Origin of the sequence: Klebsiella sp. JN_Kp121, assembly GCF_040062145.1 — a bacterium.
GTDB classification, from domain to species: Bacteria; Pseudomonadota; Gammaproteobacteria; order Enterobacterales; family Enterobacteriaceae; genus Klebsiella; species Klebsiella aerogenes.
This window is the reverse complement of sequence record NZ_JBEAHX010000027.1, coordinates 1-24438: the sequence shown is the minus strand read 5'-3', so window position 1 is coordinate 24438 and position 24438 is coordinate 1. Positions and strand designations below refer to the sequence as shown.

42 protein-coding genes and 1 pseudogene are annotated in these 24438 nt (G+C 51.6%); 37 read left to right on the top strand and 6 right to left on the bottom strand.

Annotated elements, in window-relative coordinates; genetic code table 11:
* Positions 1-168: 168 nt before the first annotated feature.
* The 31 genes and pseudogenes from rpsJ to ABLU86_RS18475 all read left to right on the top strand — a co-directional run.
* Complete coding sequence (gene rpsJ, locus ABLU86_RS18625) at positions 169-480, top strand: 30S ribosomal protein S10 (protein WP_001181005.1); 312 nt, start codon at positions 169-171, stop codon at positions 478-480.
* 32 nt (positions 481-512) lie between these two features.
* On the top strand, positions 513-1142 hold the full coding sequence (gene rplC / locus ABLU86_RS18620) for a 50S ribosomal protein L3 (RefSeq protein ID WP_015369422.1): 630 nt from the start codon (positions 513-515) through the stop codon (positions 1140-1142).
* 10 nt (positions 1143-1152) lie between these two features.
* Positions 1153-1758, top strand: coding sequence for a 50S ribosomal protein L4 (gene rplD, locus ABLU86_RS18615; RefSeq protein ID WP_000424395.1), 606 nt, complete (start codon positions 1153-1155; stop codon positions 1756-1758).
* Entirely contained in the window at positions 1755-2057 is a 303-nt protein-coding gene (gene rplW, locus ABLU86_RS18610; protein WP_000617546.1) for a 50S ribosomal protein L23, read from the top strand. The genes rplD and rplW overlap by 4 nt, the downstream gene beginning before the upstream one ends.
* 17 nt (positions 2058-2074) lie before the next feature.
* Positions 2075-2896, top strand: a complete 822-nt coding sequence (rplB, locus tag ABLU86_RS18605) for a 50S ribosomal protein L2 (RefSeq protein WP_015369423.1) — start codon at positions 2075-2077, stop codon at positions 2894-2896.
* Between the two features lie 16 nt (positions 2897-2912).
* Positions 2913-3191, top strand: a complete 279-nt coding sequence (rpsS, locus tag ABLU86_RS18600) for a 30S ribosomal protein S19 (protein ID WP_001138115.1) — start codon at positions 2913-2915, stop codon at positions 3189-3191.
* A gap of 14 nt (positions 3192-3205) precedes the next feature.
* On the top strand, positions 3206-3538 hold the full coding sequence (gene rplV / locus ABLU86_RS18595) for a 50S ribosomal protein L22 (RefSeq protein WP_002919773.1): 333 nt from the start codon (positions 3206-3208) through the stop codon (positions 3536-3538).
* Between the two features lie 17 nt (positions 3539-3555).
* Positions 3556-4254 (top strand): 30S ribosomal protein S3, encoded by a 699-nt coding sequence (rpsC, locus tag ABLU86_RS18590; RefSeq protein ID WP_002919766.1) that lies wholly within the window; start codon positions 3556-3558, stop codon positions 4252-4254.
* A gap of 12 nt (positions 4255-4266) precedes the next feature.
* Positions 4267-4677, top strand: coding sequence for a 50S ribosomal protein L16 (gene rplP, locus ABLU86_RS18585; RefSeq protein ID WP_002919759.1), 411 nt, complete (start codon positions 4267-4269; stop codon positions 4675-4677).
* Entirely contained in the window at positions 4677-4868 is a 192-nt protein-coding gene (gene rpmC, locus ABLU86_RS18580) for a 50S ribosomal protein L29 (protein WP_002919754.1), read from the top strand. The genes rplP and rpmC overlap by 1 nt, the downstream gene beginning before the upstream one ends.
* A complete protein-coding gene (gene rpsQ / locus ABLU86_RS18575) occupies positions 4868-5122 on the top strand; it encodes a 30S ribosomal protein S17 (protein ID WP_002438707.1) in 255 nt (84 codons plus the stop codon). The genes rpmC and rpsQ overlap by 1 nt, the downstream gene beginning before the upstream one ends.
* Before the next feature lie 164 nt (positions 5123-5286).
* Positions 5287-5658 (top strand): 50S ribosomal protein L14, encoded by a 372-nt coding sequence (gene rplN / locus ABLU86_RS18570; RefSeq protein WP_000613954.1) that lies wholly within the window; start codon positions 5287-5289, stop codon positions 5656-5658.
* A gap of 10 nt (positions 5659-5668) precedes the next feature.
* Positions 5669-5983, top strand: coding sequence for a 50S ribosomal protein L24 (gene rplX, locus ABLU86_RS18565; protein ID WP_015369424.1), 315 nt, complete (start codon positions 5669-5671; stop codon positions 5981-5983).
* 14 nt (positions 5984-5997) lie between these two features.
* Positions 5998-6537: a 50S ribosomal protein L5 gene (gene rplE, locus ABLU86_RS18560; RefSeq protein WP_003031123.1), complete on the top strand. Its 540-nt coding sequence runs from the start codon at positions 5998-6000 to the stop codon at positions 6535-6537.
* 14 nt (positions 6538-6551) lie between these two features.
* Positions 6552-6857 carry a 30S ribosomal protein S14 gene (rpsN, locus tag ABLU86_RS18555; RefSeq protein WP_002919667.1) on the top strand — a complete coding sequence of 102 codons (306 nt, stop codon included), beginning with the start codon at positions 6552-6554 and terminating at the stop codon, positions 6855-6857.
* A gap of 33 nt (positions 6858-6890) precedes the next feature.
* Complete coding sequence (gene rpsH, locus ABLU86_RS18550; RefSeq protein ID WP_008807048.1) at positions 6891-7283, top strand: 30S ribosomal protein S8; 393 nt, start codon at positions 6891-6893, stop codon at positions 7281-7283.
* 12 nt (positions 7284-7295) lie between these two features.
* Complete coding sequence (gene rplF, locus ABLU86_RS18545; RefSeq protein WP_008807049.1) at positions 7296-7829, top strand: 50S ribosomal protein L6; 534 nt, start codon at positions 7296-7298, stop codon at positions 7827-7829.
* 9 nt (positions 7830-7838) lie between these two features.
* Positions 7839-8192 (top strand): 50S ribosomal protein L18, encoded by a 354-nt coding sequence (gene rplR / locus ABLU86_RS18540; RefSeq protein WP_006817270.1) that lies wholly within the window; start codon positions 7839-7841, stop codon positions 8190-8192.
* 14 nt (positions 8193-8206) lie between these two features.
* Positions 8207-8710, top strand: coding sequence for a 30S ribosomal protein S5 (gene rpsE, locus ABLU86_RS18535; RefSeq protein WP_015703641.1), 504 nt, complete (start codon positions 8207-8209; stop codon positions 8708-8710).
* Between the two features lie 3 nt (positions 8711-8713).
* Entirely contained in the window at positions 8714-8893 is a 180-nt protein-coding gene (rpmD, locus tag ABLU86_RS18530) for a 50S ribosomal protein L30 (RefSeq protein WP_001140434.1), read from the top strand.
* A 3-nt stretch (positions 8894-8896) separates the two neighbouring features.
* The gene (rplO, locus tag ABLU86_RS18525) at positions 8897-9331 is read left to right on the top strand and encodes a 50S ribosomal protein L15 (protein ID WP_015369426.1); all 435 of its coding nucleotides are present in this window, start codon (positions 8897-8899) and stop codon (positions 9329-9331) included.
* A 7-nt stretch (positions 9332-9338) separates the two neighbouring features.
* Positions 9339-10670 carry a preprotein translocase subunit SecY gene (gene secY / locus ABLU86_RS18520; protein ID WP_015703640.1) on the top strand — a complete coding sequence of 444 codons (1332 nt, stop codon included), beginning with the start codon at positions 9339-9341 and terminating at the stop codon, positions 10668-10670.
* 31 nt (positions 10671-10701) lie between these two features.
* Positions 10702-10818 (top strand): 50S ribosomal protein L36, encoded by a 117-nt coding sequence (gene rpmJ / locus ABLU86_RS18515; RefSeq protein WP_000868187.1) that lies wholly within the window; start codon positions 10702-10704, stop codon positions 10816-10818.
* Between the two features lie 146 nt (positions 10819-10964).
* Entirely contained in the window at positions 10965-11321 is a 357-nt protein-coding gene (gene rpsM, locus ABLU86_RS18510) for a 30S ribosomal protein S13 (protein WP_015369429.1), read from the top strand.
* A gap of 16 nt (positions 11322-11337) precedes the next feature.
* Entirely contained in the window at positions 11338-11727 is a 390-nt protein-coding gene (gene rpsK, locus ABLU86_RS18505; protein WP_004388621.1) for a 30S ribosomal protein S11, read from the top strand.
* Positions 11728-11759: 32 nt separating this feature from the next.
* Positions 11760-12380 (top strand): 30S ribosomal protein S4, encoded by a 621-nt coding sequence (gene rpsD / locus ABLU86_RS18500; protein WP_002919224.1) that lies wholly within the window; start codon positions 11760-11762, stop codon positions 12378-12380.
* Between the two features lie 25 nt (positions 12381-12405).
* Complete coding sequence (gene rpoA, locus ABLU86_RS18495; protein WP_002438685.1) at positions 12406-13395, top strand: DNA-directed RNA polymerase subunit alpha; 990 nt, start codon at positions 12406-12408, stop codon at positions 13393-13395.
* Between the two features lie 40 nt (positions 13396-13435).
* Complete coding sequence (gene rplQ, locus ABLU86_RS18490) at positions 13436-13822, top strand: 50S ribosomal protein L17 (RefSeq protein WP_004868344.1); 387 nt, start codon at positions 13436-13438, stop codon at positions 13820-13822.
* Between the two features lie 108 nt (positions 13823-13930).
* Positions 13931-14299 (top strand): DUF1992 domain-containing protein, encoded by a 369-nt coding sequence (locus tag ABLU86_RS18485; protein WP_045389777.1) that lies wholly within the window; start codon positions 13931-13933, stop codon positions 14297-14299.
* Between the two features lie 2 nt (positions 14300-14301).
* Positions 14302-14727 (top strand): Zn(2+)-responsive transcriptional regulator, encoded by a 426-nt coding sequence (zntR, locus tag ABLU86_RS18480; RefSeq protein WP_015369432.1) that lies wholly within the window; start codon positions 14302-14304, stop codon positions 14725-14727.
* Positions 14728-14784: 57 nt separating this feature from the next.
* A pseudogene (locus ABLU86_RS18475) lies at positions 14785-15041 on the top strand (alternative ribosome-rescue factor A); the annotation flags it as partial.
* On the opposite strand, the gene mscL reads toward ABLU86_RS18475, so the two are convergent.
* The 5 genes from mscL to def all read right to left on the bottom strand — a co-directional run bounded on the left by mscL (position 15001) and on the right by def (position 19763).
* Positions 15001-15411, bottom strand: a complete 411-nt coding sequence (mscL, locus tag ABLU86_RS18470) for a large-conductance mechanosensitive channel protein MscL (protein ID WP_015369434.1) — start codon at positions 15409-15411, stop codon at positions 15001-15003. The pseudogene ABLU86_RS18475 and the gene mscL overlap by 41 nt on opposite strands.
* A 142-nt stretch (positions 15412-15553) precedes the next feature.
* Complete coding sequence (gene trkA / locus ABLU86_RS18465; RefSeq protein ID WP_015369435.1) at positions 15554-16930, bottom strand: Trk system potassium transporter TrkA; 1377 nt, start codon at positions 16928-16930, stop codon at positions 15554-15556.
* A gap of 13 nt (positions 16931-16943) precedes the next feature.
* On the bottom strand, positions 16944-18239 hold the full coding sequence (rsmB, locus tag ABLU86_RS18460; RefSeq protein WP_046884268.1) for a 16S rRNA (cytosine(967)-C(5))-methyltransferase RsmB: 1296 nt from the start codon (positions 18237-18239) through the stop codon (positions 16944-16946).
* Between the two features lie 52 nt (positions 18240-18291).
* Complete coding sequence (gene fmt / locus ABLU86_RS18455; protein WP_015703637.1) at positions 18292-19239, bottom strand: methionyl-tRNA formyltransferase; 948 nt, start codon at positions 19237-19239, stop codon at positions 18292-18294.
* A gap of 14 nt (positions 19240-19253) precedes the next feature.
* Complete coding sequence (gene def / locus ABLU86_RS18450) at positions 19254-19763, bottom strand: peptide deformylase (RefSeq protein ID WP_015703636.1); 510 nt, start codon at positions 19761-19763, stop codon at positions 19254-19256.
* A gap of 129 nt (positions 19764-19892) precedes the next feature.
* On the opposite strand from def, the gene dprA reads away from it, so the two are divergent.
* Genes dprA through ABLU86_RS18420 form a run of 6 tightly spaced genes read left to right on the top strand, consistent with a single transcriptional unit; the run spans position 19893 to position 23684 of the window.
* Positions 19893-21017, top strand: a complete 1125-nt coding sequence (dprA, locus tag ABLU86_RS18445; protein ID WP_045413560.1) for a DNA-protecting protein DprA — start codon at positions 19893-19895, stop codon at positions 21015-21017.
* Entirely contained in the window at positions 20989-21462 is a 474-nt protein-coding gene (smg, locus tag ABLU86_RS18440; protein WP_015369440.1) for a DUF494 family protein Smg, read from the top strand. The genes dprA and smg overlap by 29 nt, the downstream gene beginning before the upstream one ends.
* A 26-nt stretch (positions 21463-21488) precedes the next feature.
* Positions 21489-22043, top strand: coding sequence for a type I DNA topoisomerase (locus ABLU86_RS18435; protein WP_015369441.1), 555 nt, complete (start codon positions 21489-21491; stop codon positions 22041-22043).
* Positions 22036-22608 carry an L-threonylcarbamoyladenylate synthase type 1 TsaC gene (tsaC, locus tag ABLU86_RS18430; protein WP_015369442.1) on the top strand — a complete coding sequence of 191 codons (573 nt, stop codon included), beginning with the start codon at positions 22036-22038 and terminating at the stop codon, positions 22606-22608. Before ABLU86_RS18435 ends, tsaC begins: the two co-directional genes overlap by 8 nt.
* 3 nt (positions 22609-22611) lie before the next feature.
* The gene (aroE, locus tag ABLU86_RS18425; RefSeq protein WP_032709258.1) at positions 22612-23430 is read left to right on the top strand and encodes a shikimate dehydrogenase; all 819 of its coding nucleotides are present in this window, start codon (positions 22612-22614) and stop codon (positions 23428-23430) included.
* Entirely contained in the window at positions 23427-23684 is a 258-nt protein-coding gene (locus ABLU86_RS18420) for a DUF1488 domain-containing protein (protein ID WP_071844502.1), read from the top strand. Before aroE ends, ABLU86_RS18420 begins: the two co-directional genes overlap by 4 nt.
* On the opposite strand, the gene ABLU86_RS18415 is transcribed toward ABLU86_RS18420, so the two are convergent.
* Positions 23660-24214: a gamma carbonic anhydrase family protein gene (locus tag ABLU86_RS18415; protein WP_015703633.1), complete on the bottom strand. Its 555-nt coding sequence runs from the start codon at positions 24212-24214 to the stop codon at positions 23660-23662. The genes ABLU86_RS18420 and ABLU86_RS18415 overlap by 25 nt on opposite strands.
* Positions 24215-24438: the final 224 nt, after the last annotated feature.

The window sequence follows — 24438 nt, the reverse complement described above, 5'->3', positions numbered from 1 at the left end:
GCCTGTCAAAATTGACGGCCGGTTCGATATGAGCCCTGGTAGCGCAGTTTGCTACCTAACAATGTTCCCAATCGGGGAACTCTGTAAGAACGGTTACACTCTCCCATCAATCGTAATGGGTATGAGGAGTAATCATTTCGTCTATAAAATAATTGGAGCTCTGGTCTCATGCAGAACCAAAGAATCCGTATCCGCCTTAAAGCGTTTGATCATCGTCTGATCGATCAATCAACCGCGGAAATCGTCGAGACTGCTAAGCGCACTGGTGCGCAAGTCCGTGGTCCGATCCCGCTGCCGACCCGCAAAGAGCGTTTCACCGTTCTGATCTCTCCGCACGTCAACAAAGATGCGCGTGATCAGTACGAGATTCGTACTCACAAGCGTCTGGTTGACATCGTTGAGCCAACTGAAAAAACCGTTGATGCTCTGATGCGTCTGGACCTGGCTGCCGGTGTAGACGTGCAGATCAGCCTGGGTTAATCAGGTCATCGAGCGATTGAGAGGTTGATACAATGATTGGTTTAGTCGGTAAAAAAGTGGGTATGACCCGCATCTTCACTGAAGATGGCGTCTCTATCCCAGTAACCGTTATCGAAGTTGAAGCAAACCGCGTTACTCAGGTCAAAGATCTGGCTAACGATGGCTATCGCGCTATTCAGGTTACCACTGGTGCTAAAAAAGCTAACCGTGTAACTAAGCCGGAAGCTGGTCACTTTGCTAAAGCTGGCGTAGAAGCTGGCCGCGGCCTGTGGGAGTTCCGTCTGGCAGATGGTGAAGAATACACCGTTGGTCAGAACATTAGCGTTGAACTGTTTGCTGACGTTAAAAAAGTTGACGTAACCGGTACCTCTAAAGGTAAAGGTTTCGCTGGTACCGTTAAGCGCTGGAACTTCCGTACCCAGGACGCTACCCACGGTAACTCCTTGTCTCACCGCGTTCCGGGTTCTATCGGTCAGAACCAGACTCCGGGCAAAGTGTTCAAAGGCAAGAAAATGGCAGGTCAGCTGGGCAACGAACGCGTTACTGTTCAGAGCCTGGACGTAGTACGTGTTGACGCTGAGCGCAACCTGCTGCTGGTTAAAGGTGGTGTTCCGGGTGCAACCGGCTGCGACCTGATCGTTAAACCAGCTGTGAAGGCGTAAGGGGATAGCAATGGAATTAGTATTGAAAGACGCGCAGAGCGCGCTGACTGTTTCCGAAACTACCTTCGGTCGTGATTTCAACGAAGCGCTGGTTCACCAGGTTGTTGTTGCTTATGCAGCTGGTGCGCGTCAGGGTACTCGTGCTCAGAAGACTCGTGCTGAAGTAACTGGTTCAGGCAAAAAGCCATGGCGCCAGAAAGGTACCGGCCGTGCGCGTTCAGGTTCTATCAAGAGCCCGATCTGGCGTTCCGGTGGCGTAACCTTCGCTGCTCGTCCGCAGGACCACAGTCAAAAAGTTAACAAGAAGATGTACCGCGGCGCGCTGAAAAGCATTCTGTCCGAACTGGTACGTCAGGATCGTCTGATCGTTGTCGAGAAGTTCTCTGTAGAAGCGCCTAAAACTAAGCTGCTGGCTCAGAAACTGAAAGACATGGCTCTGGAAGATGTGCTGATCATCACCGGTGAGCTGGACGAGAACCTGTTCCTGGCCGCACGTAACCTGCACAAGGTTGACGTACGCGATGCGACTGGTATCGACCCGGTTAGCCTGATCGCCTTCGACAAAGTCGTAATGACTGCTGATGCTGTTAAGCAAGTTGAGGAGATGCTGGCATGATTCGTGAAGAACGTCTGCTGAAGGTGCTGCGCGCACCGCACGTTTCTGAAAAAGCGTCTACTGCGATGGAAAAAACCAACACCATCGTTCTCAAAGTTGCTAAAGACGCGACCAAAGCAGAAATCAAAGCTGCTGTGCAGAAACTGTTTGAAGTCGAAGTCGAAGTCGTTAACACCCTGGTAGTTAAAGGGAAAGTTAAACGTCACGGACAGCGTATCGGTCGTCGTAGCGACTGGAAAAAAGCTTACGTCACCCTGAAGGAAGGCCAGAATCTGGACTTCGTCGGCGGCGCTGAGTAAGTCGGAGGAGTAATACAATGGCAGTTGTTAAATGTAAACCGACATCTCCGGGTCGTCGCCACGTTGTTAAAGTGGTCAACCCAGAGCTGCACAAGGGCAAACCTTTTGCTCCGCTGGTTGAAAAAAACAGCAAATCCGGCGGTCGTAACAACAATGGCCGTATCACCACTCGTCATATCGGTGGTGGTCACAAGCAGGCTTACCGTATTGTTGACTTCAAACGCAACAAAGATGGTATCCCGGCAGTTGTTGAACGTCTTGAGTACGATCCGAACCGTTCCGCGAACATCGCGCTGGTTCTGTACAAAGACGGTGAGCGCCGTTACATTCTGGCCCCGAAAGGCCTGAAAGCTGGCGACCAGATTCAGTCTGGCGTTGATGCTGCAATCAAAGCAGGCAACACCCTGCCGATGCGCAATATCCCGGTTGGTTCTACCGTTCATAACGTAGAAATGAAACCAGGTAAAGGCGGTCAGCTGGCTCGTTCCGCTGGTACTTACGTTCAGATCGTTGCTCGTGACGGTGCTTATGTCACTCTGCGTCTGCGTTCTGGTGAAATGCGTAAAGTCGAAGCAGACTGCCGCGCTACTCTGGGCGAAGTTGGCAATGCTGAGCATATGCTGCGCGTTCTGGGTAAAGCAGGTGCTGCACGCTGGCGTGGTGTTCGTCCTACCGTTCGCGGTACTGCGATGAACCCAGTCGATCACCCACATGGTGGTGGTGAAGGTCGTAACTTTGGTAAGCACCCGGTATCCCCGTGGGGCCTGCAGACCAAAGGTAAGAAGACCCGCAGCAACAAGCGTACTGATAAATTCATCGTACGTCGCCGTAGCAAATAATTTTAGAGGATAAGCCATGCCACGTTCTCTCAAGAAAGGTCCTTTTATTGACCTGCACTTGCTGAAGAAGGTAGAGAAAGCGGTGGAAAGCGGAGACAAGAAGCCCCTGCGCACTTGGTCCCGTCGTTCAACGATCTTTCCTAACATGATCGGTTTGACCATCGCTGTCCATAATGGTCGTCAGCACGTTCCAGTCTTTGTTTCCGACGAAATGGTTGGTCACAAACTGGGTGAATTCGCACCGACTCGTACTTATCGCGGCCACGCTGCTGATAAAAAAGCGAAGAAGAAATAAGGTAGGAGGAAGAGATGGAAACTTTAGCTCAACATCGCCATGCTCGTTCTTCTGCTCAGAAGGTTCGCCTTGTAGCTGACCTGATTCGCGGTAAGAAAGTGTCGCAGGCCCTGGATATTCTGACCTACACCAACAAAAAAGCTGCTGTACTGGTCAAGAAGGTACTGGAATCTGCCATTGCTAACGCTGAACACAACGATGGCGCTGACATTGATGATCTGAAAGTTGCGAAAATTTTCGTAGACGAAGGCCCGAGCATGAAGCGCATTATGCCGCGTGCTAAAGGTCGTGCAGATCGCATCCTGAAGCGCACCAGCCACATCACTGTGGTTGTGTCCGATCGCTGAGACTCTGGAGACTAGCAATGGGTCAGAAAGTACATCCTAATGGTATTCGCCTGGGTATTGTCAAACCATGGAACTCTACCTGGTTCGCGAACACCAAAGAATTCGCTGACAACCTGGACAGCGATTTTAAAGTACGTCAGTTCTTAACTAAAGAGCTGGCTAAAGCGTCTGTATCTCGCATCGTTATCGAGCGTCCGGCTAAGAGCATCCGTGTGACCATTCACACTGCTCGCCCGGGTATCGTTATCGGTAAGAAAGGCGAAGACGTAGAAAAACTGCGCAAGGTCGTAGCGGATATCGCTGGCGTTCCTGCACAGATCAATATTGCCGAAGTTCGTAAGCCTGAACTGGACGCTAAATTGGTTGCTGACAGCATCACTTCTCAGCTGGAACGTCGCGTTATGTTCCGTCGTGCTATGAAGCGTGCTGTACAGAACGCAATGCGTCTGGGCGCTAAAGGTATCAAAGTTGAAGTTAGCGGCCGTCTGGGCGGCGCGGAAATCGCACGTACCGAATGGTACCGTGAAGGTCGCGTACCGCTGCACACTCTGCGTGCTGACATCGACTACAACACCTCTGAAGCGCACACCACTTACGGTGTAATCGGCGTTAAGGTATGGATCTTCAAAGGTGAGATCCTGGGTGGTATGGCTGCTGTTGAACAACCGGAACCGGCTGCTCAACCTAAAAAGCAGCAGCGTAAAGGCCGTAAATAAGGAGCGTCGCTGATGTTACAACCAAAGCGTACAAAATTCCGTAAAGTGCACAAAGGCCGCAACCGTGGTCTGGCGCAGGGTACGGATGTTAGCTTCGGCACTTTCGGTCTGAAAGCTGTTGGCCGTGGTCGTCTGACTGCACGTCAGATCGAAGCAGCACGTCGTGCTATGACCCGTGCAGTTAAGCGTCAAGGTAAGATCTGGATCCGTGTATTCCCGGACAAACCGATCACCGAGAAGCCGCTGGAAGTTCGTATGGGTAAAGGTAAAGGTAACGTGGAGTACTGGGTTGCCTTGATTCAGCCGGGTAAAGTCCTTTATGAAATGGACGGCGTACCGGAAGAGCTGGCCCGTGAAGCATTCGGCCTGGCAGCAGCGAAACTGCCGATCAAAACCACCTTTGTAACTAAGACGGTGATGTAATGAAAGCAAAAGAGCTGCGTGAAAAAAGCGTTGAAGAGCTGAACGCTGAGCTGCTGAACCTGCTGCGTGAGCAGTTCAACCTGCGTATGCAGGCTGCAAGTGGCCAGCTGCAACAGACTCATCTGCTGAAGCAAGTGCGTCGTGATGTTGCACGCGTTAAGACTTTACTGACTCAGAAGGCGGGTGCGTAATGACCGATAAAATCCGTACTCTGCAAGGTCGCGTAGTTAGCGACAAAATGGAGAAATCCATTGTTGTTGCTATCGAACGTTTTGTGAAACACCCGATCTACGGTAAATTCATCAAACGTACGACCAAACTGCACGTACATGACGAGAACAACGAATGTGGTATCGGCGACAAGGTTGAAATCCGTGAATGCCGTCCACTGTCCAAGACTAAGTCCTGGACGCTGGTTCGCGTTGTAGAGAAAGCGGTTCTGTAATAGAGTACGCATTCTCAATACGAATAAACGGCTCAGCGATGGGCCGTTTATTTTTTCTACCCATATTGCAGAAGCGGTGTTATAATGCCGCGCCCTCGATATGGGGCTTTTTAACGACCCAGCTTTTGGGTCCCAGTAGTAGTTGACATTAGCGGAGCACTAAAATGATCCAAGAACAGACTATGCTGAACGTCGCCGACAACTCCGGTGCACGTCGCGTAATGTGTATCAAGGTTCTGGGTGGCTCGCACCGTCGCTACGCAGGCGTAGGCGACATCATCAAGATCACCATCAAAGAAGCAATTCCGCGTGGTAAGGTCAAGAAAGGTGATGTGCTGAAGGCGGTAGTGGTGCGCACCAAGAAGGGTGTTCGTCGCCCGGACGGTTCTGTCATTCGCTTCGATGGTAATGCATGCGTTATTTTAAACAATAACAGCGAGCAACCTATCGGTACGCGTATTTTTGGGCCGGTAACTCGTGAACTTCGTAACGAGAAGTTCATGAAAATTATCTCTCTGGCACCAGAAGTACTCTAAGGAGCGAATCATGGCAGCGAAAATCCGTCGTGATGACGAAGTTATCGTGTTAACCGGTAAAGATAAAGGTAAACGCGGTAAAGTTAAAAATGTCCTGTCTTCCGGCAAGGTCATTGTTGAAGGTATCAACCTGGTTAAGAAACATCAGAAGCCGGTTCCGGCCCTGAACCAACCAGGCGGCATCGTAGAGAAAGAAGCAGCTATTCAAGTCTCTAACCTTGCTATCTTCAACGCGGCAACCGGCAAGGCTGACCGTGTAGGCTTTAGATTCGAAGACGGCAAAAAAGTCCGTTTCTTCAAATCTAATAGCGAAACTATCAAGTAATTTGGAGTAGTACGATGGCGAAACTGCATGATTACTACAAAGACGAAGTAGTCGCTAAACTCATGACTGAGTTTAACTACAATTCTGTCATGCAAGTCCCTCGGGTCGAGAAGATCACCCTGAACATGGGTGTTGGTGAAGCGATCGCTGACAAGAAACTGCTGGATAACGCAGCAGCTGACCTGACAGCAATCTCCGGTCAAAAACCGCTGATCACCAAAGCACGCAAATCAGTTGCAGGCTTCAAAATCCGTCAGGGCTATCCGATCGGCTGTAAAGTAACTCTGCGCGGCGAGCGCATGTGGGAGTTCTTTGAGCGCCTGATCACTATTGCTGTACCGCGTATCCGTGACTTCCGTGGCTTGTCCGCTAAGTCTTTCGACGGTCGTGGTAACTACAGCATGGGTGTCCGTGAGCAGATCATCTTCCCAGAAATCGACTACGATAAAGTCGACCGCGTTCGTGGTTTGGATATTACCATTACCACTACTGCGAAATCTGATGAAGAAGGCCGCGCTCTGCTGGCTGCCTTTGACTTCCCGTTCCGCAAGTAAGGTAGGGTTACTTAATGGCTAAGCAATCAATGAAAGCACGCGAAGTAAAGCGCGTGGCTTTAGCTGATAAATTCTTCGCTAAACGCGCTGAACTGAAAGCTATCATCTCTGATGTGAACGCAACCGACGAAGATCGTTGGAACGCTGTTCTCAAGCTGCAGACTCTGCCGCGTGATTCCAGCCCGTCTCGTCAGCGTAATCGCTGCCGTCAAACAGGTCGTCCGCATGGTTTCCTGCGGAAGTTCGGGTTGAGCCGTATCAAGGTCCGTGAAGCCGCTATGCGCGGTGAAATCCCGGGTCTGAAAAAGGCTAGCTGGTAATTGTCACCAATTGAATCACGGGAGTAAAGACAGATGAGCATGCAAGATCCGATCGCGGATATGCTGACCCGTATCCGTAACGGTCAGGCCGCGAATAAAGCTGCGGTCACCATGCCTTCCTCCAAGCTGAAAGTGGCAATTGCCAACGTGCTGAAGGAAGAAGGCTTTATTGAAGATTTTAAAGTTGAAGGCGACATCAAGCCGGAACTGGAACTGACTCTTAAGTATTTCCAGGGTAAAGCTGTTGTAGAAAGCATTCAGCGTGTCAGCCGCCCAGGTCTGCGCATCTACAAACGTAAAGATGAGCTGCCGAAAGTTATGGCGGGTCTGGGTATCGCAGTTGTTTCTACCTCTAAAGGTGTTATGACTGATCGTGCAGCGCGCCAAGCTGGTCTTGGTGGCGAAATTATCTGCTACGTAGCCTAATCGGAGGAAAAAATGTCTCGTGTTGCTAAAGCACCGGTCGTTGTTCCTGCCGGCGTTGACGTTAAAGTCAACGGTCAGGTTATTACGATCAAAGGTAAAAATGGCGAGCTGACTCGTACTCTCAACGATGCTGTTGAAGTTAAACATGCAGATAATGCACTGACCTTCGGTCCGCGTGATGGTTACGTAGACGGATGGGCTCAGGCTGGTACCGCGCGTGCCCTGCTGAACTCAATGGTTATCGGTGTTACCGAAGGCTTCACTAAAAAGCTTCAGCTGGTTGGTGTAGGCTATCGTGCAGCGGTCAAAGGGGATGTAGTAAACCTGGCTTTAGGTTTCTCTCATCCTGTTGAGCATAAACTGCCGGCCGGTATCACTGCAGAATGCCCGACTCAAACTGAAATCGTGCTGAAAGGCGCTGATAAGCAGGTGATCGGTCAGGTTGCAGCAGATCTGCGCGCCTACCGTCGTCCTGAGCCTTACAAAGGCAAGGGTGTTCGTTACGCCGACGAAGTCGTGCGTACCAAAGAGGCTAAGAAGAAGTAAGGTAACACTATGGATAAGAAATCTGCTCGTATCCGTCGTGCGACCCGCGCACGCCGCAAGCTCCAGGAGCTGGGTGCAACTCGCCTGGTGGTACATCGTACCCCGCGTCATATTTACGCACAGGTAATTGCTCCGAATGGTTCTGAAGTTCTGGTAGCTGCTTCTACTGTAGAAAAAGCTATCTCTGAACAACTGAAGTACACCGGTAACAAAGACGCGGCTGCAGCTGTGGGTAAAGCTGTTGCTGAACGCGCTCTGGAAAAAGGCATCAAAGATGTTTCCTTTGACCGTTCCGGGTTCCAATATCATGGTCGTGTCCAGGCACTGGCAGATGCTGCCCGTGAAGCTGGCCTTCAGTTCTAAGGTAGAGGTGTAAGATGGCTCACATCGAAAAACAAGCTGGCGAACTGCAGGAAAAGCTGATCGCGGTAAACCGCGTATCTAAAACCGTTAAAGGTGGTCGTATTTTCTCCTTCACAGCTCTGACTGTAGTTGGTGACGGTAACGGTCGCGTAGGTTTTGGTTACGGTAAAGCGCGTGAAGTTCCAGCAGCGATCCAGAAAGCGATGGAAAAAGCCCGTCGCAATATGATTAACGTCGCGCTGAATACTGGCACCCTGCAGCACCCGGTTAAGGGTACTCACACGGGTTCTCGTGTATTCATGCAGCCGGCTTCCGAAGGTACCGGTATCATCGCCGGTGGTGCAATGCGCGCCGTTCTGGAAGTCGCTGGGGTTCGTAACGTTCTGGCTAAAGCATATGGTTCCACCAACCCGATCAACGTGGTTCGTGCAACTATTGATGGCCTGGAAAATATGAAGTCTCCAGATATGGTCGCTGCCAAGCGTGGTAAATCCGTTGAAGAAATTCTGGGGAAATAAACCATGGCAAAGACTATTAAAATTACTCAAACCCGCAGTGCAATCGGTCGTTTGCCGAAACACAAGGCAACGCTGCTTGGCCTGGGTCTGCGTCGTATTGGTCACACCGTAGAGCGCGAGGATACTCCTGCTGTTCGTGGTATGGTCAACGCGGTTTCCTTCATGGTTAAAGTTGAGGAGTAAGAGATGCGTTTAAATACTCTGTCTCCGGCCGAAGGCTCCAAAAAGGCGGGTAAACGCCTGGGTCGTGGTATCGGTTCTGGCCTCGGTAAAACCGGTGGTCGTGGTCACAAAGGTCAGAACTCTCGTTCTGGCGGTGGCGTACGTCGCGGTTTCGAGGGTGGTCAGATGCCACTGTACCGTCGTCTGCCGAAATTCGGCTTCACTTCTCGTAAAGCAATGATCACTGCAGAAGTTCGTCTGTCTGATCTGGCTCACGTAGAAGGCGATGTGGTAGACCTGAACACGCTGAAAGCGGCTAACATTATCGGTATCCAGATCGAGTTCGCGAAGGTGATCCTGTCTGGTGAGGTAACTCGTCCGGTAACTGTTCGTGGCCTGCGCGTGACTAAAGGCGCTCGTGCTGCTATCGAAGCTGCTGGCGGTAAAATTGAGGAATAAGTAGCAGATGGCTAAACAACCGGGATTAGATTTTCAAAGTGCCAAAGGTGGAATTGGCGAACTGAAACGCAGACTTTTGTTTGTTATCGGTGCGCTGATTGTGTTCCGTATTGGCTCTTTTATTCCGATCCCTGGTATTGATGCCACTGTACTTGCCAAACTGCTTGAGCAACAGCGAGGCACCATCATTGAAATGTTTAACATGTTCTCTGGTGGTGCTCTCAGCCGTGCTTCTATCTTTGCTCTGGGGATCATGCCGTATATTTCGGCGTCGATCATTGTCCAGCTGCTGACCGTTGTTTATCAACCGCTGGCAGAACTGAAGAAAGAAGGGGAGTCTGGTCGTCGTAAGATCAGCCAGTACACCCGCTACGGTACTCTGGTGCTGGCTATATTCCAGTCGATCGGTATTGCTACCGGTCTGCCGAATATGCCTGGTATGCAGGGCCTGGTGATTAATCCGGGCTTTGCATTCTATTTCACCGCTGTTGTTAGTCTGGTCACAGGGACTATGTTCCTGATGTGGCTCGGCGAACAGATCACCGAACGCGGTATCGGAAACGGTATCTCGATCCTGATCTTCGCCGGGATCGTTGCGGGACTCCCGCCGGCCATCGCCCATACTATCGAGCAAGCGCGTCAAGGCGACCTGCACTTCCTCCTGTTGCTGTTGGTTGCAGTATTAGTATTTGCAGTGACCTTCTTCGTTGTATTCGTTGAACGTGGTCAACGCCGCATTGTGGTAAACTACGCTAAGCGTCAACAGGGTCGTCGTGTCTATGCTGCACAGAGCACACATTTACCGCTGAAAGTGAATATGGCGGGGGTAATCCCGGCAATCTTCGCTTCCAGTATTATTCTGTTCCCGGCAACCATCACGTCATGGTTCGGGGGCGGTACTGGTTGGAACTGGCTGACAACAATTTCGCTGTATTTGCAGCCTGGGCAACCGCTTTATGTGTTACTCTATGCGTCTGCAATCATCTTCTTCTGTTTCTTCTACACGGCGTTGGTTTTCAACCCGCGTGAAACAGCAGATAACCTGAAGAAGTCCGGTGCATTTGTACCAGGAATTCGTCCGGGAGAACAAACGGCGAAGTATATCGATAAAGTAATGACCCGCCTGACTCTGGTCGGTGCGTTGTATATCACTTTTATCTGCCTGATCCCGGAGTTCATGCGTGATGCAATGAAAGTGCCGTTCTACTTCGGTGGAACCTCGCTGCTTATTGTTGTCGTCGTGATTATGGACTTTATGGCTCAAGTGCAAACTCTGATGATGTCTAGTCAGTATGAGTCTGCATTGAAGAAGGCGAACCTGAAAGGCTACGGCCGCTAACTGGTCGCCCGAGAAGTTACGGAGAGTAAAAATGAAAGTTCGTGCTTCCGTCAAGAAATTATGCCGTAACTGCAAAATCGTTAAGCGTGATGGTGTCATCCGTGTGATTTGCAGTGCCGAGCCAAAGCATAAACAGCGCCAAGGCTGATTTATTCGCATATTTTTCTTGCAAAGTTGGGTTGAGCTGGCTAGATTAGCCAGCCAATCTTTTGTATGTCTGTACGTTTCCATTTGAGTATCCTGAAAACGGGCTTTTCAGCATGGTACGTACATATTAAATAGTAGGAGTGCATAGTGGCCCGTATAGCAGGCATTAACATTCCTGATCAGAAACATACCGTAATTGCTTTAACTGCAATTTTTGGTATCGGCAAGACCCGCTCTAAAGCCATCTGCGCTGAAACGGGTATCGCTGAAAATGTTAAGATCAGTGAGCTGTCTGAAGAACAGATTGATTCTCTGCGTGAAGCAGTAGGTAAATTTGTCGTTGAAGGTGATCTGCGCCGTGAAATCACCCTGAGCATCAAGCGTCTGATGGACCTTGGTTGCTACCGTGGTTTACGCCATCGTCGTGGTCTTCCGGTTCGCGGTCAGCGTACTAAGACCAACGCACGTACCCGTAAGGGTCCGCGTAAACCGATCAAGAAATAATCGGGGTGATTGAATAATGGCAAAGGCACCAGTTCGTGCACGTAAGCGTGTAAGAAAACAAGTCTCTGATGGCGTGGCTCATATCCATGCTTCTTTTAACAACACCATCGTTACCATCACTGATCGTCAGGGTAACGCGCTGGGTTGGGCAACAGCCGGTGGTTCCGGTTTCCGTGGTTCTCGCAAATCCACTCCGTTTGCAGCTCAGGTTGCAGCAGAGCGTTGCGCAGAAGCCGTAAAAGAATACGGCATCAAGAATCTGGAAGTTATGGTTAAAGGTCCGGGTCCAGGTCGCGAATCTACTATTCGTGCACTGAACGCCGCTGGTTTCCGCATCACTAATATTACTGATGTGACTCCGATCCCTCATAACGGTTGTCGTCCGCCGAAAAAACGTCGCGTATAACGCCTCGTTTCTAGGATTGTTGGAGAAAGAAAATGGCAAGATATTTGGGTCCTAAGCTCAAGCTGAGCCGTCGTGAGGGCACTGACTTATTCCTTAAGTCTGGCGTTCGCGCGATCGATACCAAGTGTAAAATTGAACAAGCTCCTGGCCAGCACGGTGCGCGTAAGCCGCGTCTGTCTGACTATGGTGTGCAGTTGCGTGAAAAGCAAAAAGTTCGCCGTATGTACGGTGTGCTGGAGCGTCAGTTCCGTAACTACTATAAAGAAGCAGCACGTCTGAAAGGCAACACCGGTGAAAACCTGTTGGCTCTGCTGGAAGGTCGTCTGGACAACGTTGTATACCGTATGGGCTTCGGCGCCACTCGTGCTGAAGCACGCCAGCTGGTTAGCCACAAGGCTATCATGGTAAACGGTCGTGTTGTTAACATCGCTTCTTATCAGGTAAAAGCGAATGACGTTGTTAGCATCCGTGAGAAAGCGAAAAAGCAATCTCGCGTGAAAGCCGCTCTGGAGCTGGCTGAGCAGCGTGAAAAGCCAACCTGGCTGGAAGTTGATGCTGGCAAGATGGAAGGTACGTTCAAGCGTCAGCCGGAGCGTTCTGATCTGTCTGCGGACATTAACGAACACCTGATCGTCGAGCTTTACTCCAAGTAAAGCTTAGTACCAAAGAGAGGACACAATGCAGGGTTCTGTGACAGAGTTTCTAAAACCGCGCCTGGTCGATATCGAGCAAGTGAGTTCGACGCACGCCAAGGTGACCCTTGAGCCTTTAGAGCGTGGCTTCGGCCATACTCTGGGTAACGCACTGCGCCGTATTCTGCTCTCATCGATGCCGGGTTGCGCGGTGACCGAGGTTGAGATTGATGGTGTACTGCACGAGTACAGCACCAAAGAAGGCGTTCAGGAAGACATCCTTGAAATCCTGCTCAACCTGAAAGGGCTGGCGGTGAGAGTTCAGGGTAAAGATGAAGTCATCCTTACTTTGAATAAATCTGGCATTGGCCCTGTGACTGCAGCCGACATTACCCACGACGGTGATGTCGAAATCGTCAAGCCGCAGCACGTGATCTGCCACCTGACCGATGAGAACGCATCTATTAGCATGCGCATCAAAGTTCAGCGCGGTCGCGGTTATGTGCCGGCTTCTGCCCGAATTCATTCGGAAGAAGATGAGCGCCCAATCGGCCGTCTGCTGGTCGACGCCTGCTACAGCCCTGTAGAGCGTATTGCCTACAATGTTGAAGCCGCGCGTGTTGAGCAGCGTACCGACCTGGACAAGCTGGTCATCGAAATGGAAACCAACGGCACAATCGATCCTGAAGAGGCGATTCGTCGTGCGGCAACCATTCTGGCTGAACAACTGGAAGCTTTCGTTGACTTACGTGATGTACGTCAGCCGGAAGTGAAAGAAGAGAAACCAGAGTTCGATCCGATCCTGCTGCGCCCTGTTGACGATCTGGAATTGACTGTCCGCTCTGCTAACTGCCTCAAGGCAGAAGCTATCCACTATATCGGTGATCTGGTACAGCGTACCGAGGTTGAGTTGCTGAAAACGCCGAACCTGGGTAAAAAATCTCTTACTGAGATTAAAGACGTGCTGGCTTCACGTGGTCTGTCTCTGGGCATGCGCCTGGAAAACTGGCCGCCGGCAAGCATTGCTGACGAGTAACCGGATCACAGGTTAAGGTTTTACTGAGAAGGATAAGGTCATGCGCCATCGTAAGAGTGGTCGTCAACTGAACCGCAACAGCAGCCATCGCCAGGCTATGTTCCGTAACATGGCAGGTTCGCTGGTTCGTCATGAGATCATCAAGACGACCCTGCCGAAAGCGAAAGAACTGCGTCGCGTAGTTGAGCCGCTGATTACTCTTGCCAAGACTGATAGCGTTGCTAATCGTCGTCTGGCATTCGCCCGCACTCGTGATAACGAGATCGTGGCAAAACTGTTTAACGAGCTGGGCCCGCGTTTCGCGAGCCGCGCCGGTGGTTACACTCGCATTCTGAAGTGTGGCTTCCGTGCAGGCGACAACGCGCCGATGGCATACATCGAGCTGGTTGATCGTGCTGAGCTGAAAGCAGAAGCTGCTGCAGAGTAATCTGTAGTAACGTAAAAAAACCCGCCCCGGCGGGTTTTTTTATATCTACTGCAATCCCACTTCACTACACTATCTGTACTCTTTTTGTTCATCCCTGGGAGCCGTATAATGTGGTTACTGGACCAGTGGGCAGAACGCCACATCCTCGACGCACAGTCTAAAGGCGAGTTTGATAATCTGACCGGCAGCGGCGAACCGCTGGCGCTGGATGATGATTCACACGTGCCCCCTGAACTGCGCGCCGGTTATCGCTTATTAAAAAATGCCGGCTGTTTGCCACCGGAGCTTGAGTTACGTAGAGATGCCATGGCGTTGAGCGACTTACTCAAGACCGTAGAGCATGATGATCCGCGGTATACTGAATTAAATCGTCGCTTGACTCTGTTTGAACTGAAATTACGTCAGGCGGGTATGAATACCGATTTTCTACGCGGTGATTATGCCGATAGACTGTGGCACAAAATTAACGAGGAGTAGCTATGTATCGGATTGGCGAACTGGCCAAACTGGCTGATGTCACCCCGGATACCATCCGCTATTACGAAAAGCAGCAAATGATGGATCACGATATTCGCACTGAAGGCGGTTTCCGCCTCTATTCGGATAACGATCTGCAGCGGCTGCGCTTTATCCGTTATGCCAGGCAATTAGGCTTCACTCTGGAGTCGATCCGCGAATTATTATCGATCCGCATCGATCCAGAACATCATACTTGTCAGGAGTCTAAAGGGATCGTCCAGGCCCGCCTGAGTGAAGTCGAAGCGCGTATCAAAGAACTTGAAACAATGCGGCGTTCTTTACAGCGGCTGAATGATGCCTGCTGCGGCACGGCGCACAGTAGCGTTTACTGCTCTATTCTCGAAGCCTTAGAGCAAGGCGCCAGTGGTAGCCACGCCGGGCGTTGATTTTTTCCGCGCGCGGATCTACACTCGCGCCGAATTCACACATGAACTGGAGTTACTATGAGTCGCTATCAGCATACCAAAGGGCAAATTAAAGATAATGCGATTGAGGCATTACTGCATGACCCATTATTCAGACAGCGGATTGAGAAAAATAAGAAAGGGAAAGGAAGCTATCAACGTAAAGACAAACATGCAGGACGTAATGACCGGGAGGCCAGTGGCAAGCAAGCGAATCGCTTTTTTACCACTGGCCTTCTGCTTTCTGTGTGCTGATTAAGAACGGTTATTTTGTTCTTTTAACAGATCGCGGATTTCACTCAGAAGTACTTCTTCTTTGCTCGGTGCCGGAGCGGCTGGCGCTTCTTCTTTCTTACGGTTCAGTTTATTCATCAGTTTGATCGCCATGAAAATCGCAAAGGCGACGATGATGAAATCGAAGACGTTCTGAATAAACACACCATAATGCATGACAACGGCTGGGACATCCCCCTGCGCATCGCGTAGCGTAACGGCGAACTGTTTAAAGTCGATCCCGCCAATGAGCAAACCCAGCGGAGGCATAATAATATCGGCCACTAAAGACGATACAATTTTACCAAATGCTGCACCAATGATGACACCCACTGCCAAATCGACAACATTCCCGCGCATCGCGAATTCGCGGAATTCTTTTAACATACCCATTTTACTCTCCTTGAGCCAGCTGACATTGATAAGTTTATCAAATGTATTTCCATTTTCCATTGCTGTTGAATAATTGCTGGAAAATATTATCCATTGATAAATAAGGGATAATAAAAAGGCGTCTGCGCGACGCCCATTGTAATTACAGGAAGAACGGACTCGGCTGGAATAGTCTCTCAACATCGGAGATAAATTTCTTGTCGGTCAGGAACATAATTACGTGGTCGCCTTGCTCAATACGTAAATTATTATTGGCGATCATTACGTCATTGCCGCGCACCACCGCGCCAATAATGGTGCCTGGCGGCAGCTTAATTTCATCAATTGAACGGCCGACTACCCGCGAGGTGCTTTCATCGCCATGCGCGACGGCCTCAATGGCTTCGGCAACGCCGCGGCGTAGCGACGAAACACCGACAATATCAGCTTTACGTACGTGGCTCAGCAAGGCAGAAATCGTGGCTTGTTGCGGTGATATCGCAATATCGATCACGCTTCCCTGAACCAGATCAACATATGCGCGACGCTGGATCAGCACCATGACCTTCTTCGCGCCCATCCGCTTGGCTAGCATTGCCGACATGATATTGGCTTCGTCATCGTTGGTGACGGCAATAAAGAGATCGACTTGATCGATATGCTCTTCCGCCAGTAACTCTTGATCCGATGCATCGCCATAAAAGACGATCGTATTCTGCAGCTTTTCGGCAAGTTCAGCGGCACGCTGTTGATCGCGCTCGATCAACTTCACGCTGTAGTCTTTCTCCAGCCTGTGAGCGAGGCCCGCGCCGATGTTGCCGCCGCCGACCAGCATAATGCGTTTGTAGGGTTTCTCCAGACGTTGGAGTTCGCTCATTACCGCGCGAATATGTTGCGACGCGGCGATAAAGAAGACTTCGTCGCCCGCTTCTACGATGGTTGATCCCTGCGGGCGAATCGGTCGATCGTGGCGGAAAATTGCCGCAACGCGCGTGTCGATGTGCGGCATATGTTCGCGCATCGTGGAAAGCGCATTACCGACCAGCGGGCCGCCATAATAAGCCTTCACAACGGCCAGGCTTACTTTCCCTTCTGCGAAGTTCACCACCTGCAGCGCGCCTGGATATTCGATCAGGCGGTAGATATTATCGATGACTAACTGCTCCGGAGCGATCAGATGGTCAATTGGCACCGCTTCTGAATGAAAAAGTTTATCGGCATCGCGAACGTAATCGGGCGAACGAATACGGGCGATGCGATTCGGCGTATTAAACAGCGAATAGGCGACCTGGCAGGCTACCATGTTGGTCTCATCCGAACTGGTTACGGCGACCAGCATATCGGCATCATCGGCGCCAGCTTCGCGCAGCACGCGCGGATGCGAACCGTGGCCCTGAACGACGCGGAGATCGAACTTATCCTGCAGGCCGCGCAGACGGTCGCCGTTGGTATCGACCAGGGTAATATCGTTGTTTTCGCCAACGAGATTTTCCGCCAGCGTGCCGCCTACCTGTCCGGCGCCAAGAATAATAATCTTCATCAGCAGTGACCCATTAATTGCGCTTTTTGATTAGCTTAGCGTAAAAGAAGCCATCGCCTTCTTCCGCTCCTGGCAGATTTTGCTGACCCGGGGTTTCCGGCGTTCCCGTCTCATGGAGTTCGGCATCTCGGGTACGGGTCAGGAAAGCGGCGATTTGTTGGCTGTTCTCTTCCGGCAAAATAGAGCATGTCGCATAGACCAGCGTACCGCCAGGCTTAAGATGGGCCCAGGTGGCATCGAGAATTTCTGCCTGTAATTGCGCTAGCTCGGCGATATCGCGATCCCGGCGCAGCCATTTAATATCCGGATGGCGACGGATAACGCCGGTGGCCGAACATGGCGCATCAAGCAAAATACGGTCGAACTGCTCATCGCCGCACCACTGTTCAGGATAGCGGCCATCGCCCTGTTTCACTTCCGCTTTCATGCCCAGACGTTTCAGGTTGTCATAGACACGGGACAGGCGCTGCTGGTCGATGTCGACCGCCATCAGACTCGCCTGCGGCGCGACTTCCAGAATATGCGTCGTCTTGCCGCCCGGCGCCGCGCAGAGATCGAGAATGCGCTCGCCGTTTGCCGGTTGCAAGTAGCGCATGCAGCCCTGGGCTGAGGCGTCCTGAACGGTTACCCAGCCTTTATCAAATCCTGGTAACGCATGGACCGGGGCTGGGGTCGCAAGACGGACGGCATCCGGATACTCCGGGTGAGTGAAACCCTGTAAACCAGCGTCTTCCAGCAGTGCGAGCCATTCATCTCGCGAATGATGATTGCGATTCACACGCAGCCACATTGGCGGACGTAGATTATTGGCTGACACAATATCCTGCCATTGTTGCGGCCAGGCCTGCTGCAGACGTTTAAGCAGCCATTTAGGATGGAGATAACGGTTCTCGTGCTGGGCGAATTCGGCCAGCAGCTCTTCCTGCTGGCGCTGAAACTGGCGTAATACGCCATTGATAAGCCCTTTAAGCTGCGGACGTTTAATTGCCACCGCGCCTTCCACCGTTTCCGCCAGCGCGGCGTGTGGGGGAATTCGCGTATAAAGTAGCTGATACAGGCCGACCATGATCAGGAAATGAACGGTACGCTGTTTGCCGGTCATTGGGCGGGCCATCAGCTTACCGATCAGCCACTCGAGTTGGCTGAGGGTACGCAAGACGCCGAAGCACAGCTCCTGCAGCAGCGCTTTGTCTTTCTCGCTCACTTTTTGCTGCAGCGGCGGCAGAACATTGCTTAAAGACTGGCCTTTCTCAACGACCTGCTCAATGGCCTGGGCTGCCAGGCTGCGTAAATTACTATTCTTTTTCATAAGCGCAAAAATAAAAATGCCCGGCGAACCCGGGCTTTAGAAGAGAAGTGCGTCAGGCAAGACGGTTTCCGGGGATAAACCATTCCCGGCGAGAGTTCAGTAAATCCTGGGCACTCATCGCTTTTTTCCCTGCCGGCTGCAGCGATTCCAGATTCAGAATCCCGTTGCCGGTGGCGACCTGGATCCCTTGCTTGGTTGCTGCGACGATCGTACCTGGCTCAGCGTTGGCGGACTCCGTAATAACGGATGCGCGCCATACCTTCACCGGTTGTTCATCGATTTCCAGCCAGCTCATCGGCCAGGGATTAAATGCGCGGATGCAGCGTTCGAGCTGTTCTGCGGAAAGCGACCAATCAATACGGGCCTCTTCCTTACTCAGCTTCTCGGCGTAGCTGACCCGCGATTCGTCCTGAACTTCAGGCTCTGCGCTACCATCCGCCAGCTGCGCTAAGGTCGCCAGTAGACCCTCTGGTCCAAGGTTGGCCAGTTTATCGTACAGGCTGCCGCTGGTATCTTCCGCGGTAATCGGGCAGGAGAGTTTATACAGCATGTCACCGGTATCAAGACCGACGTCCATCTGCATGATGGTGACACCGGTTTCGGCATCGCCAGCCCATAGCGAACGCTGAATCGGCGCAGCGCCACGCCAGCGAGGAAGCAGGGAGCCGTGAACGTTAATGCAGCCCAAACGCGGCATTTCAAGAACCGCTTTCGGCAGGATCAGTCCATAAGCCACGACGACCATAACATCGGCGTTAAGGTCGGCAACTAACTGCTGATTTTCCTGCGGACGTAGGGAAGATGGCTGGAAGACCGGTAGATTATTGGCTTCAGCCAGCACTTTTACCGGGCTCGGCATCAATTTTTTGCCGCGACCAGCAGGGCGGTCGGGCTGAGTAAATACGCCGACAACCTGATGTTCAGACGACAACAGCGCGTCAAGGTGACGCGCTGCAAAGTCGGGGGTTCCGGCGAAAATGATACGTAGTGTTTGTGACACGTTAATCCTTGTTATCAGGCACGGGCGCGTAAACGATCCAGTTTTTCAACTTTCTGGCGGATGCGCTGCTGTTTGAGCGGCGACAGATAGTCAATGAACAGCTTACCGACCAGGTGATCCATTTCATGCTGGATACAAATAGCCAACAAGCCATCAGCTTCCAGTTCGAAAGTCTTACCTTCACGGTCCAGCGCGCGGATTTTTACGGTTTCGGCTCGTGGAACCAGCGCACGTTGTTCCGGAATTGACAAACAACCTTCTTCAATGCCGGTTTCGCCGTCTTTTTCGAGTAGCTCTGGGTTGATGAGCACCAGACGCTCTTCACGGTTTTCCGAGACATCGATAACGATAATGCGCTGATGGATATCCACCTGCGTGGCGGCCAGACCAATACCTTCTTCAGCGTACATCGTGTCGAACATATCATCGACGATACGCTGAATTTCTGCATTCACTTCTTTGACCGGCTCGGCGACTTTGCGAAGGCGCTCGTCCGGAATATGTAACACTTGCAAAACTGCCATAAAGATCCAGAGTCGTATTCAGTAGTTGATAAGATTATTACCTCTATTCTAGACAAAACCCCCTCTAATTGACAGTCTCGCTAACCAATCACAAGGATTGGCTGAGCCGCTAATGGCAGGGGGGAACGGATGACGCCCACGGAGATTTGGTTGCGCCTGATGCGGGTGAATAACCTGTACGGCGATGAAATGGTATTGATTGCACGACGGCTAGGATGTGCAGGCCAGCTGAATACTGAAACGTTGCGGGCTGCGGGTTTAACTAAAGCGCAGGCAACACAGTTTCTTGCCTTCAACCAACAGCAAATTGATGTTTCACTGCAATGGTTAGAGCAACCAGAACATCATCTGATCACGGCGGATCACGCGCTCTATCCGCCGCAGCTACGCGCTATCGATGATTATCCCGGCGCGCTGCTGGTCTACGGTAACGTCGATCTCCTGTGTAGCCGGCAGCTGGCTATCATTGGGAGCCGTGCACACTCGTGGTACGGCGCGCGGTGGGGAAAAGCATTCAGTGAAGCGCTTGCTCAGTATGGCTTGACCCTTACCAGTGGTCTGGCGTTGGGGATTGATGGCATCGCCCACCGCGGGGCATTGGCGGCAAAGGGAAAAACCATCGCCGTATTAGGCAACGGTCTCTCTGATATCTACCCGCACCGGCATCGGGCTTTAGCAAAGCAGATCGTGGAAAGCGGCGGCGCGCTACTTTCCGAATTTCCTCTCTCTGCGCTACCGTTACCAGGGAATTTCCCGCGCCGCAACCGGATTATCAGCGGGTTAAGCGCTGGGGTTCTGGTGATAGAGGCCGCCTTGAAAAGCGGTTCTCTGGTAACTGTCCGTTGCGCGCTGGAGCAGGGGAGAGATGTTTTTGCCCTGCCTGGGCCAATTGGCAATCCTGGCTCTGAAGGGCCGCACTGGCTAATAAAGCAGGGAGCAGTTCCGGTTACCGGGCCGGAAGAGATCCTTGAGTATTGGCAATATGAGCTTTCAGCGCGGGAAGAGACCGCTGATTTGCTAAATAATTACGCAGATCAGCCTCCTGTAGCATTGCCATTTCCAGAGCTCCTGGCTAACGTAGGAGATGAGGTAACACCTGTTGACGTTGTCGCTGAACGTGCCGGCCAATCTGTGCCAGTAACCGTAGCCCAGCTACTTGAACTGGAGTTAGCAGGCTGGATCGCAGCTGTACCCGGCGGCTATGTCCGATTAAGGAGGGCAAGCCATGTTCGACGTACTCATGTATTTGTTTGAGACTTATATCCATAACGAAGCAGAAATGCGCGTGGATCAGGACAAACTAACGCGGGATCTGACCGATGCAGGTTTTGAACGGGAAGATATCTATAACGCGTTAATGTGGCTCGAGAAACTGGCTGATTATCAGGAAGGTCTCGTTGAACCCATGCAGCTCGCCTCCGATCCGCTCTCTCTTCGGGTATACACCGACGAAGAGTGCCAGCGTCTGGATGCCAGCTGTCGAGGATTTTTACTCTTCCTCGAGCAGATCCAGGTGTTGAACCTCGAAACGCGAGAAATGGTGATAGAGCGCGTACTGGCGCTGGATACGGCAGAGTTTGAACTGGAAGACCTGAAATGGGTGATCCTGATGGTTCTGTTTAATATTCCAGGCTGTGAAAACGCCTATCAGCAAATGGAAGAATTACTCTTCGAAGTAAATGAAGGTATGCTGCATTAATCTTATTGCAGCAACATCGAGTTGTTATGACCAAATCAGCACTGTTTTCGGTGCGTAAAAACGAGCCCTGCCCGCAGTGCGGGGCCGAACTGGTGATTCGTTCCGGGAAACATGGCCCGTTTCTCGGCTGTTCTCACTATCCGGACTGTGACTATGTCCGTCCCCTGAAAAGCCAGGCGGACGGCCATATCGTCAAGGTGCTGGAGGGGCAAGAGTGCCCATCTTGCGGCGCTGTCATGGTGTTACGCCAGGGGCGTTTTGGTATGTTCATCGGCTGCAGTCGCTATCCCGAATGCGAACATACCGAGCTGATTGATAAACCTGATGAGACCGCTATCGCGTGTCCGCAATGCGGACAGGGTCATCTGGTGCAGCGTCGCTCCCGTTTCGGTAAAACCTTTCATTCCTGCGATCGCTACCCTGATTGCCAGTTCGTAATTAATTTTAAACCGGTGGCGGGCGAATGCCCTGAATGCCATTACCCGCTATTAATAGAAAAGAAAACGGCGCAGGGTGTTAAACGCTTTTGCGCCAGTAAACAATGTGGAAAGCCGATCCCGGCGGAACAAATAAGTGAATAAAAACCTGCCCTCAGAGACCGTCGCCCAGGCTGTCGCGGTACTGAATAATGAACATGTCATCGCCTATCCAACCGAAGCTGTGTTTGGCGTCGGTTGCGATCCGGATAGCGAAACGGCCGTGATGCGCCTACTGGCGTTAAAGCAACGCCCTGTGGAAAAGGGGCTGATACTTATCGCCGCCAGTTTTGACCAACTGAAACCGTATATTGATGATTCCCGATTAAGCGACGCGCAGAGAGCGGTTATCTTTGCCAGTTGGCCTGGGCCGGTGACGTTTGTGTTCCCGGCGCGTCCGGATACGCCACGCTGGCTGACGGGGCGCTTTGATTCGCTTGCCGTGCGCGTTACCGATCACCCACTGGTAATTGAATTATGTGAAGCCTACGGAAAGCCGCTGGTCTCGACGAGCGCCAACTTAACCGGTCAGCCGCCGTGCCGGACTACTGCTGAAGTACGCGCCCAGTTTGGCGATAGTTTCCCGGTGGTGGATGGCGCAACGGGCGGGCGGCAAAACCCATCTGAAATTCGTGATGCCCTGACGGGTGAACAGTTCCGCCAGGGGTAATTAATGGAAACTTATGCCGTTTTTGGTAACCCTATAGCCCATAGCAAGTCGCCTTCTATTCATCAGCTGTTTGCCAAACAGTTAGATATTGCGCACCCCTATGGTCGGGTACTGGCGCCATTAGATGATTTTGTGAATACCCTGGACGCTTTCTTCAACACGGGCGGTAAGGGCGCTAACGTGACTGTCCCTTTCAAAGAAGAAGCGTTTGCCCGCGCCGACGAACTCACCGAGCGCGCTGCGCTAGCCGGCGCGGTCAATACGTTAAAGCGTCTTGAGGATGGTCGTCTGCTTGGCGACAATACGGATGGCATTGGGTTATTAAGCGACTTAGAGCGTCTGGGCTTTATCAAGCCTGGTATGAGGATTTTATTGATTGGCGCAGGCGGCGCATCTCGCGGCGTATTGTTACCGCTGCTCTCTTTAGATTGCGCGGTCACCATCGTTAACCGTACTTTTTCCCGCGCTCATGAGCTGGCAACGCTATTTGCTCATACCGGCAGCGTTAGCGCGTTATCGCTGGATAAACTGGAAGGTCATCAGTTCGATCTCATTATTAACGCGACGTCCAGCGGAATAAGCGGCGATATCCCGGCAATACCTTCCTCGTTAATTCATGCCGATGTTTACTGCTATGACATGTTTTATCAGAAAGGAAATACGCCATTTCTGCATTGGTGCCAACAGTATGGCGCTAAAAAAATGGCAGATGGATTAGGTATGCTGGTGGCTCAGGCCGCACATGCCGTTCTGCTCTGGCACGGTAGACTACCGGAAATTGCCCCGGTGATTGCCGTTTTACATCAGGAACTGAATGCGTGAACCAGGCGATCCAATTTCCCGATAGAGAAGAGTGGGACGCTGAACGGCAGTGCATCGTTTTCCCCGCGTTGGTCAATGGCATGCAGTTAACTTGCGCGATTCGGGGTCAGATACTGCAGCAACGGTTCGGTGGCGATGAGCCAGCGCGATGGCTGGCTCTCTTTAGTGAACATCGCTGGGATTTGGAAGATGAAGCGGAAGCGTTGATTCGCGATCGGCAAGAAGATCATCAGGGTTGGCTCTGGCTTTCCTGATCCAGGTAGTCGTCTTTCCACTTCACATAGTTGTTGGCTGAATACTTCAGCCCTGCATATTCCGCCTCCGTCAGGGGGCGGATTTGTTTTACCGGGTTGCCAAAATAGAGATAACCGCTTTCCAGCCGCTTGTTTTGCGGCACCAGGCTGCCGGCGCCGATCATCACGTCATCTTCTACTACCACGCCATCCAGCAGAATTGACCCCATTCCGACAAGAATGCGATTGCCGATAGTGCAGCCGTGCAGCATGACCTTATGCCCGACGGTGACATCTTCTCCTATGAGTAGCGGATTACCCTCAGGGTTATAAGACGACTTATGGGTGACATGCAGGACGCTACCATCCTGAATATTCGAACGTGCGCCGATAGACACATAATTCACGTCGCCGCGGATGGCGACCAGCGGCCAAATGCTGACGTCATCGGCAATTCTGACATCGCCGATCACAACGCTGCTGGGATCCACCATCACCCGCAGACCGATTTGAGGGAATAATTCTTTATAAGGACGTAAATAACTGGACATGACTGCCTCAACATCAGGGTAGATAACCAGACTTTGGTAGCTTTCAGGCGCTCCCGCAACCCCTTTTTCTGATAAAAATTGAGCTATTTGAGCAATAACAGTGCGAAAAGCGCGAAAAATCATCATTCAGAAAAAAAGATCGAAAAAAGGCTTGTGCAAAAAAATGGGATCCCTATAATGCGCACCCACTGACACGGCAGATGTGAATCACTTCACACAAACAG

Coding starts and splice junctions, on each gene's coding strand:
- rpsJ (WP_001181005.1), top strand. CDS start 169: ATGCAGAACCAAAGAATCCGTATCCGCCTTAAAGCGTTTGATCATCGT.
- rplC (WP_015369422.1), top strand. CDS start 513: ATGATTGGTTTAGTCGGTAAAAAAGTGGGTATGACCCGCATCTTCACT.
- rplD (WP_000424395.1), top strand. CDS start 1,153: ATGGAATTAGTATTGAAAGACGCGCAGAGCGCGCTGACTGTTTCCGAA.
- rplW (WP_000617546.1), top strand. CDS start 1,755: ATGATTCGTGAAGAACGTCTGCTGAAGGTGCTGCGCGCACCGCACGTT.
- rplB (WP_015369423.1), top strand. CDS start 2,075: ATGGCAGTTGTTAAATGTAAACCGACATCTCCGGGTCGTCGCCACGTT.
- rpsS (WP_001138115.1), top strand. CDS start 2,913: ATGCCACGTTCTCTCAAGAAAGGTCCTTTTATTGACCTGCACTTGCTG.
- rplV (WP_002919773.1), top strand. CDS start 3,206: ATGGAAACTTTAGCTCAACATCGCCATGCTCGTTCTTCTGCTCAGAAG.
- rpsC (WP_002919766.1), top strand. CDS start 3,556: ATGGGTCAGAAAGTACATCCTAATGGTATTCGCCTGGGTATTGTCAAA.
- rplP (WP_002919759.1), top strand. CDS start 4,267: ATGTTACAACCAAAGCGTACAAAATTCCGTAAAGTGCACAAAGGCCGC.
- rpmC (WP_002919754.1), top strand. CDS start 4,677: ATGAAAGCAAAAGAGCTGCGTGAAAAAAGCGTTGAAGAGCTGAACGCT.
- rpsQ (WP_002438707.1), top strand. CDS start 4,868: ATGACCGATAAAATCCGTACTCTGCAAGGTCGCGTAGTTAGCGACAAA.
- rplN (WP_000613954.1), top strand. CDS start 5,287: ATGATCCAAGAACAGACTATGCTGAACGTCGCCGACAACTCCGGTGCA.
- rplX (WP_015369424.1), top strand. CDS start 5,669: ATGGCAGCGAAAATCCGTCGTGATGACGAAGTTATCGTGTTAACCGGT.
- rplE (WP_003031123.1), top strand. CDS start 5,998: ATGGCGAAACTGCATGATTACTACAAAGACGAAGTAGTCGCTAAACTC.
- rpsN (WP_002919667.1), top strand. CDS start 6,552: ATGGCTAAGCAATCAATGAAAGCACGCGAAGTAAAGCGCGTGGCTTTA.
- rpsH (WP_008807048.1), top strand. CDS start 6,891: ATGAGCATGCAAGATCCGATCGCGGATATGCTGACCCGTATCCGTAAC.
- rplF (WP_008807049.1), top strand. CDS start 7,296: ATGTCTCGTGTTGCTAAAGCACCGGTCGTTGTTCCTGCCGGCGTTGAC.
- rplR (WP_006817270.1), top strand. CDS start 7,839: ATGGATAAGAAATCTGCTCGTATCCGTCGTGCGACCCGCGCACGCCGC.
- rpsE (WP_015703641.1), top strand. CDS start 8,207: ATGGCTCACATCGAAAAACAAGCTGGCGAACTGCAGGAAAAGCTGATC.
- rpmD (WP_001140434.1), top strand. CDS start 8,714: ATGGCAAAGACTATTAAAATTACTCAAACCCGCAGTGCAATCGGTCGT.
- rplO (WP_015369426.1), top strand. CDS start 8,897: ATGCGTTTAAATACTCTGTCTCCGGCCGAAGGCTCCAAAAAGGCGGGT.
- secY (WP_015703640.1), top strand. CDS start 9,339: ATGGCTAAACAACCGGGATTAGATTTTCAAAGTGCCAAAGGTGGAATT.
- rpmJ (WP_000868187.1), top strand. CDS start 10,702: ATGAAAGTTCGTGCTTCCGTCAAGAAATTATGCCGTAACTGCAAAATC.
- rpsK (WP_004388621.1), top strand. CDS start 11,338: ATGGCAAAGGCACCAGTTCGTGCACGTAAGCGTGTAAGAAAACAAGTC.
- rpsD (WP_002919224.1), top strand. CDS start 11,760: ATGGCAAGATATTTGGGTCCTAAGCTCAAGCTGAGCCGTCGTGAGGGC.
- rpoA (WP_002438685.1), top strand. CDS start 12,406: ATGCAGGGTTCTGTGACAGAGTTTCTAAAACCGCGCCTGGTCGATATC.
- rplQ (WP_004868344.1), top strand. CDS start 13,436: ATGCGCCATCGTAAGAGTGGTCGTCAACTGAACCGCAACAGCAGCCAT.
- ABLU86_RS18485 (WP_045389777.1), top strand. CDS start 13,931: ATGTGGTTACTGGACCAGTGGGCAGAACGCCACATCCTCGACGCACAG.
- zntR (WP_015369432.1), top strand. CDS start 14,302: ATGTATCGGATTGGCGAACTGGCCAAACTGGCTGATGTCACCCCGGAT.
- mscL (WP_015369434.1), bottom strand. CDS start 15,411: ATGGGTATGTTAAAAGAATTCCGCGAATTCGCGATGCGCGGGAATGTT.
- trkA (WP_015369435.1), bottom strand. CDS start 16,930: ATGAAGATTATTATTCTTGGCGCCGGACAGGTAGGCGGCACGCTGGCG.
- rsmB (WP_046884268.1), bottom strand. CDS start 18,239: ATGAAAAAGAATAGTAATTTACGCAGCCTGGCAGCCCAGGCCATTGAG.
- def (WP_015703636.1), bottom strand. CDS start 19,763: ATGGCAGTTTTGCAAGTGTTACATATTCCGGACGAGCGCCTTCGCAAA.
- dprA (WP_045413560.1), top strand. CDS start 19,893: ATGACGCCCACGGAGATTTGGTTGCGCCTGATGCGGGTGAATAACCTG.
- smg (WP_015369440.1), top strand. CDS start 20,989: ATGTTCGACGTACTCATGTATTTGTTTGAGACTTATATCCATAACGAA.
- ABLU86_RS18435 (WP_015369441.1), top strand. CDS start 21,489: ATGACCAAATCAGCACTGTTTTCGGTGCGTAAAAACGAGCCCTGCCCG.
- aroE (WP_032709258.1), top strand. CDS start 22,612: ATGGAAACTTATGCCGTTTTTGGTAACCCTATAGCCCATAGCAAGTCG.
- ABLU86_RS18415 (WP_015703633.1), bottom strand. CDS start 24,214: ATGTCCAGTTATTTACGTCCTTATAAAGAATTATTCCCTCAAATCGGT.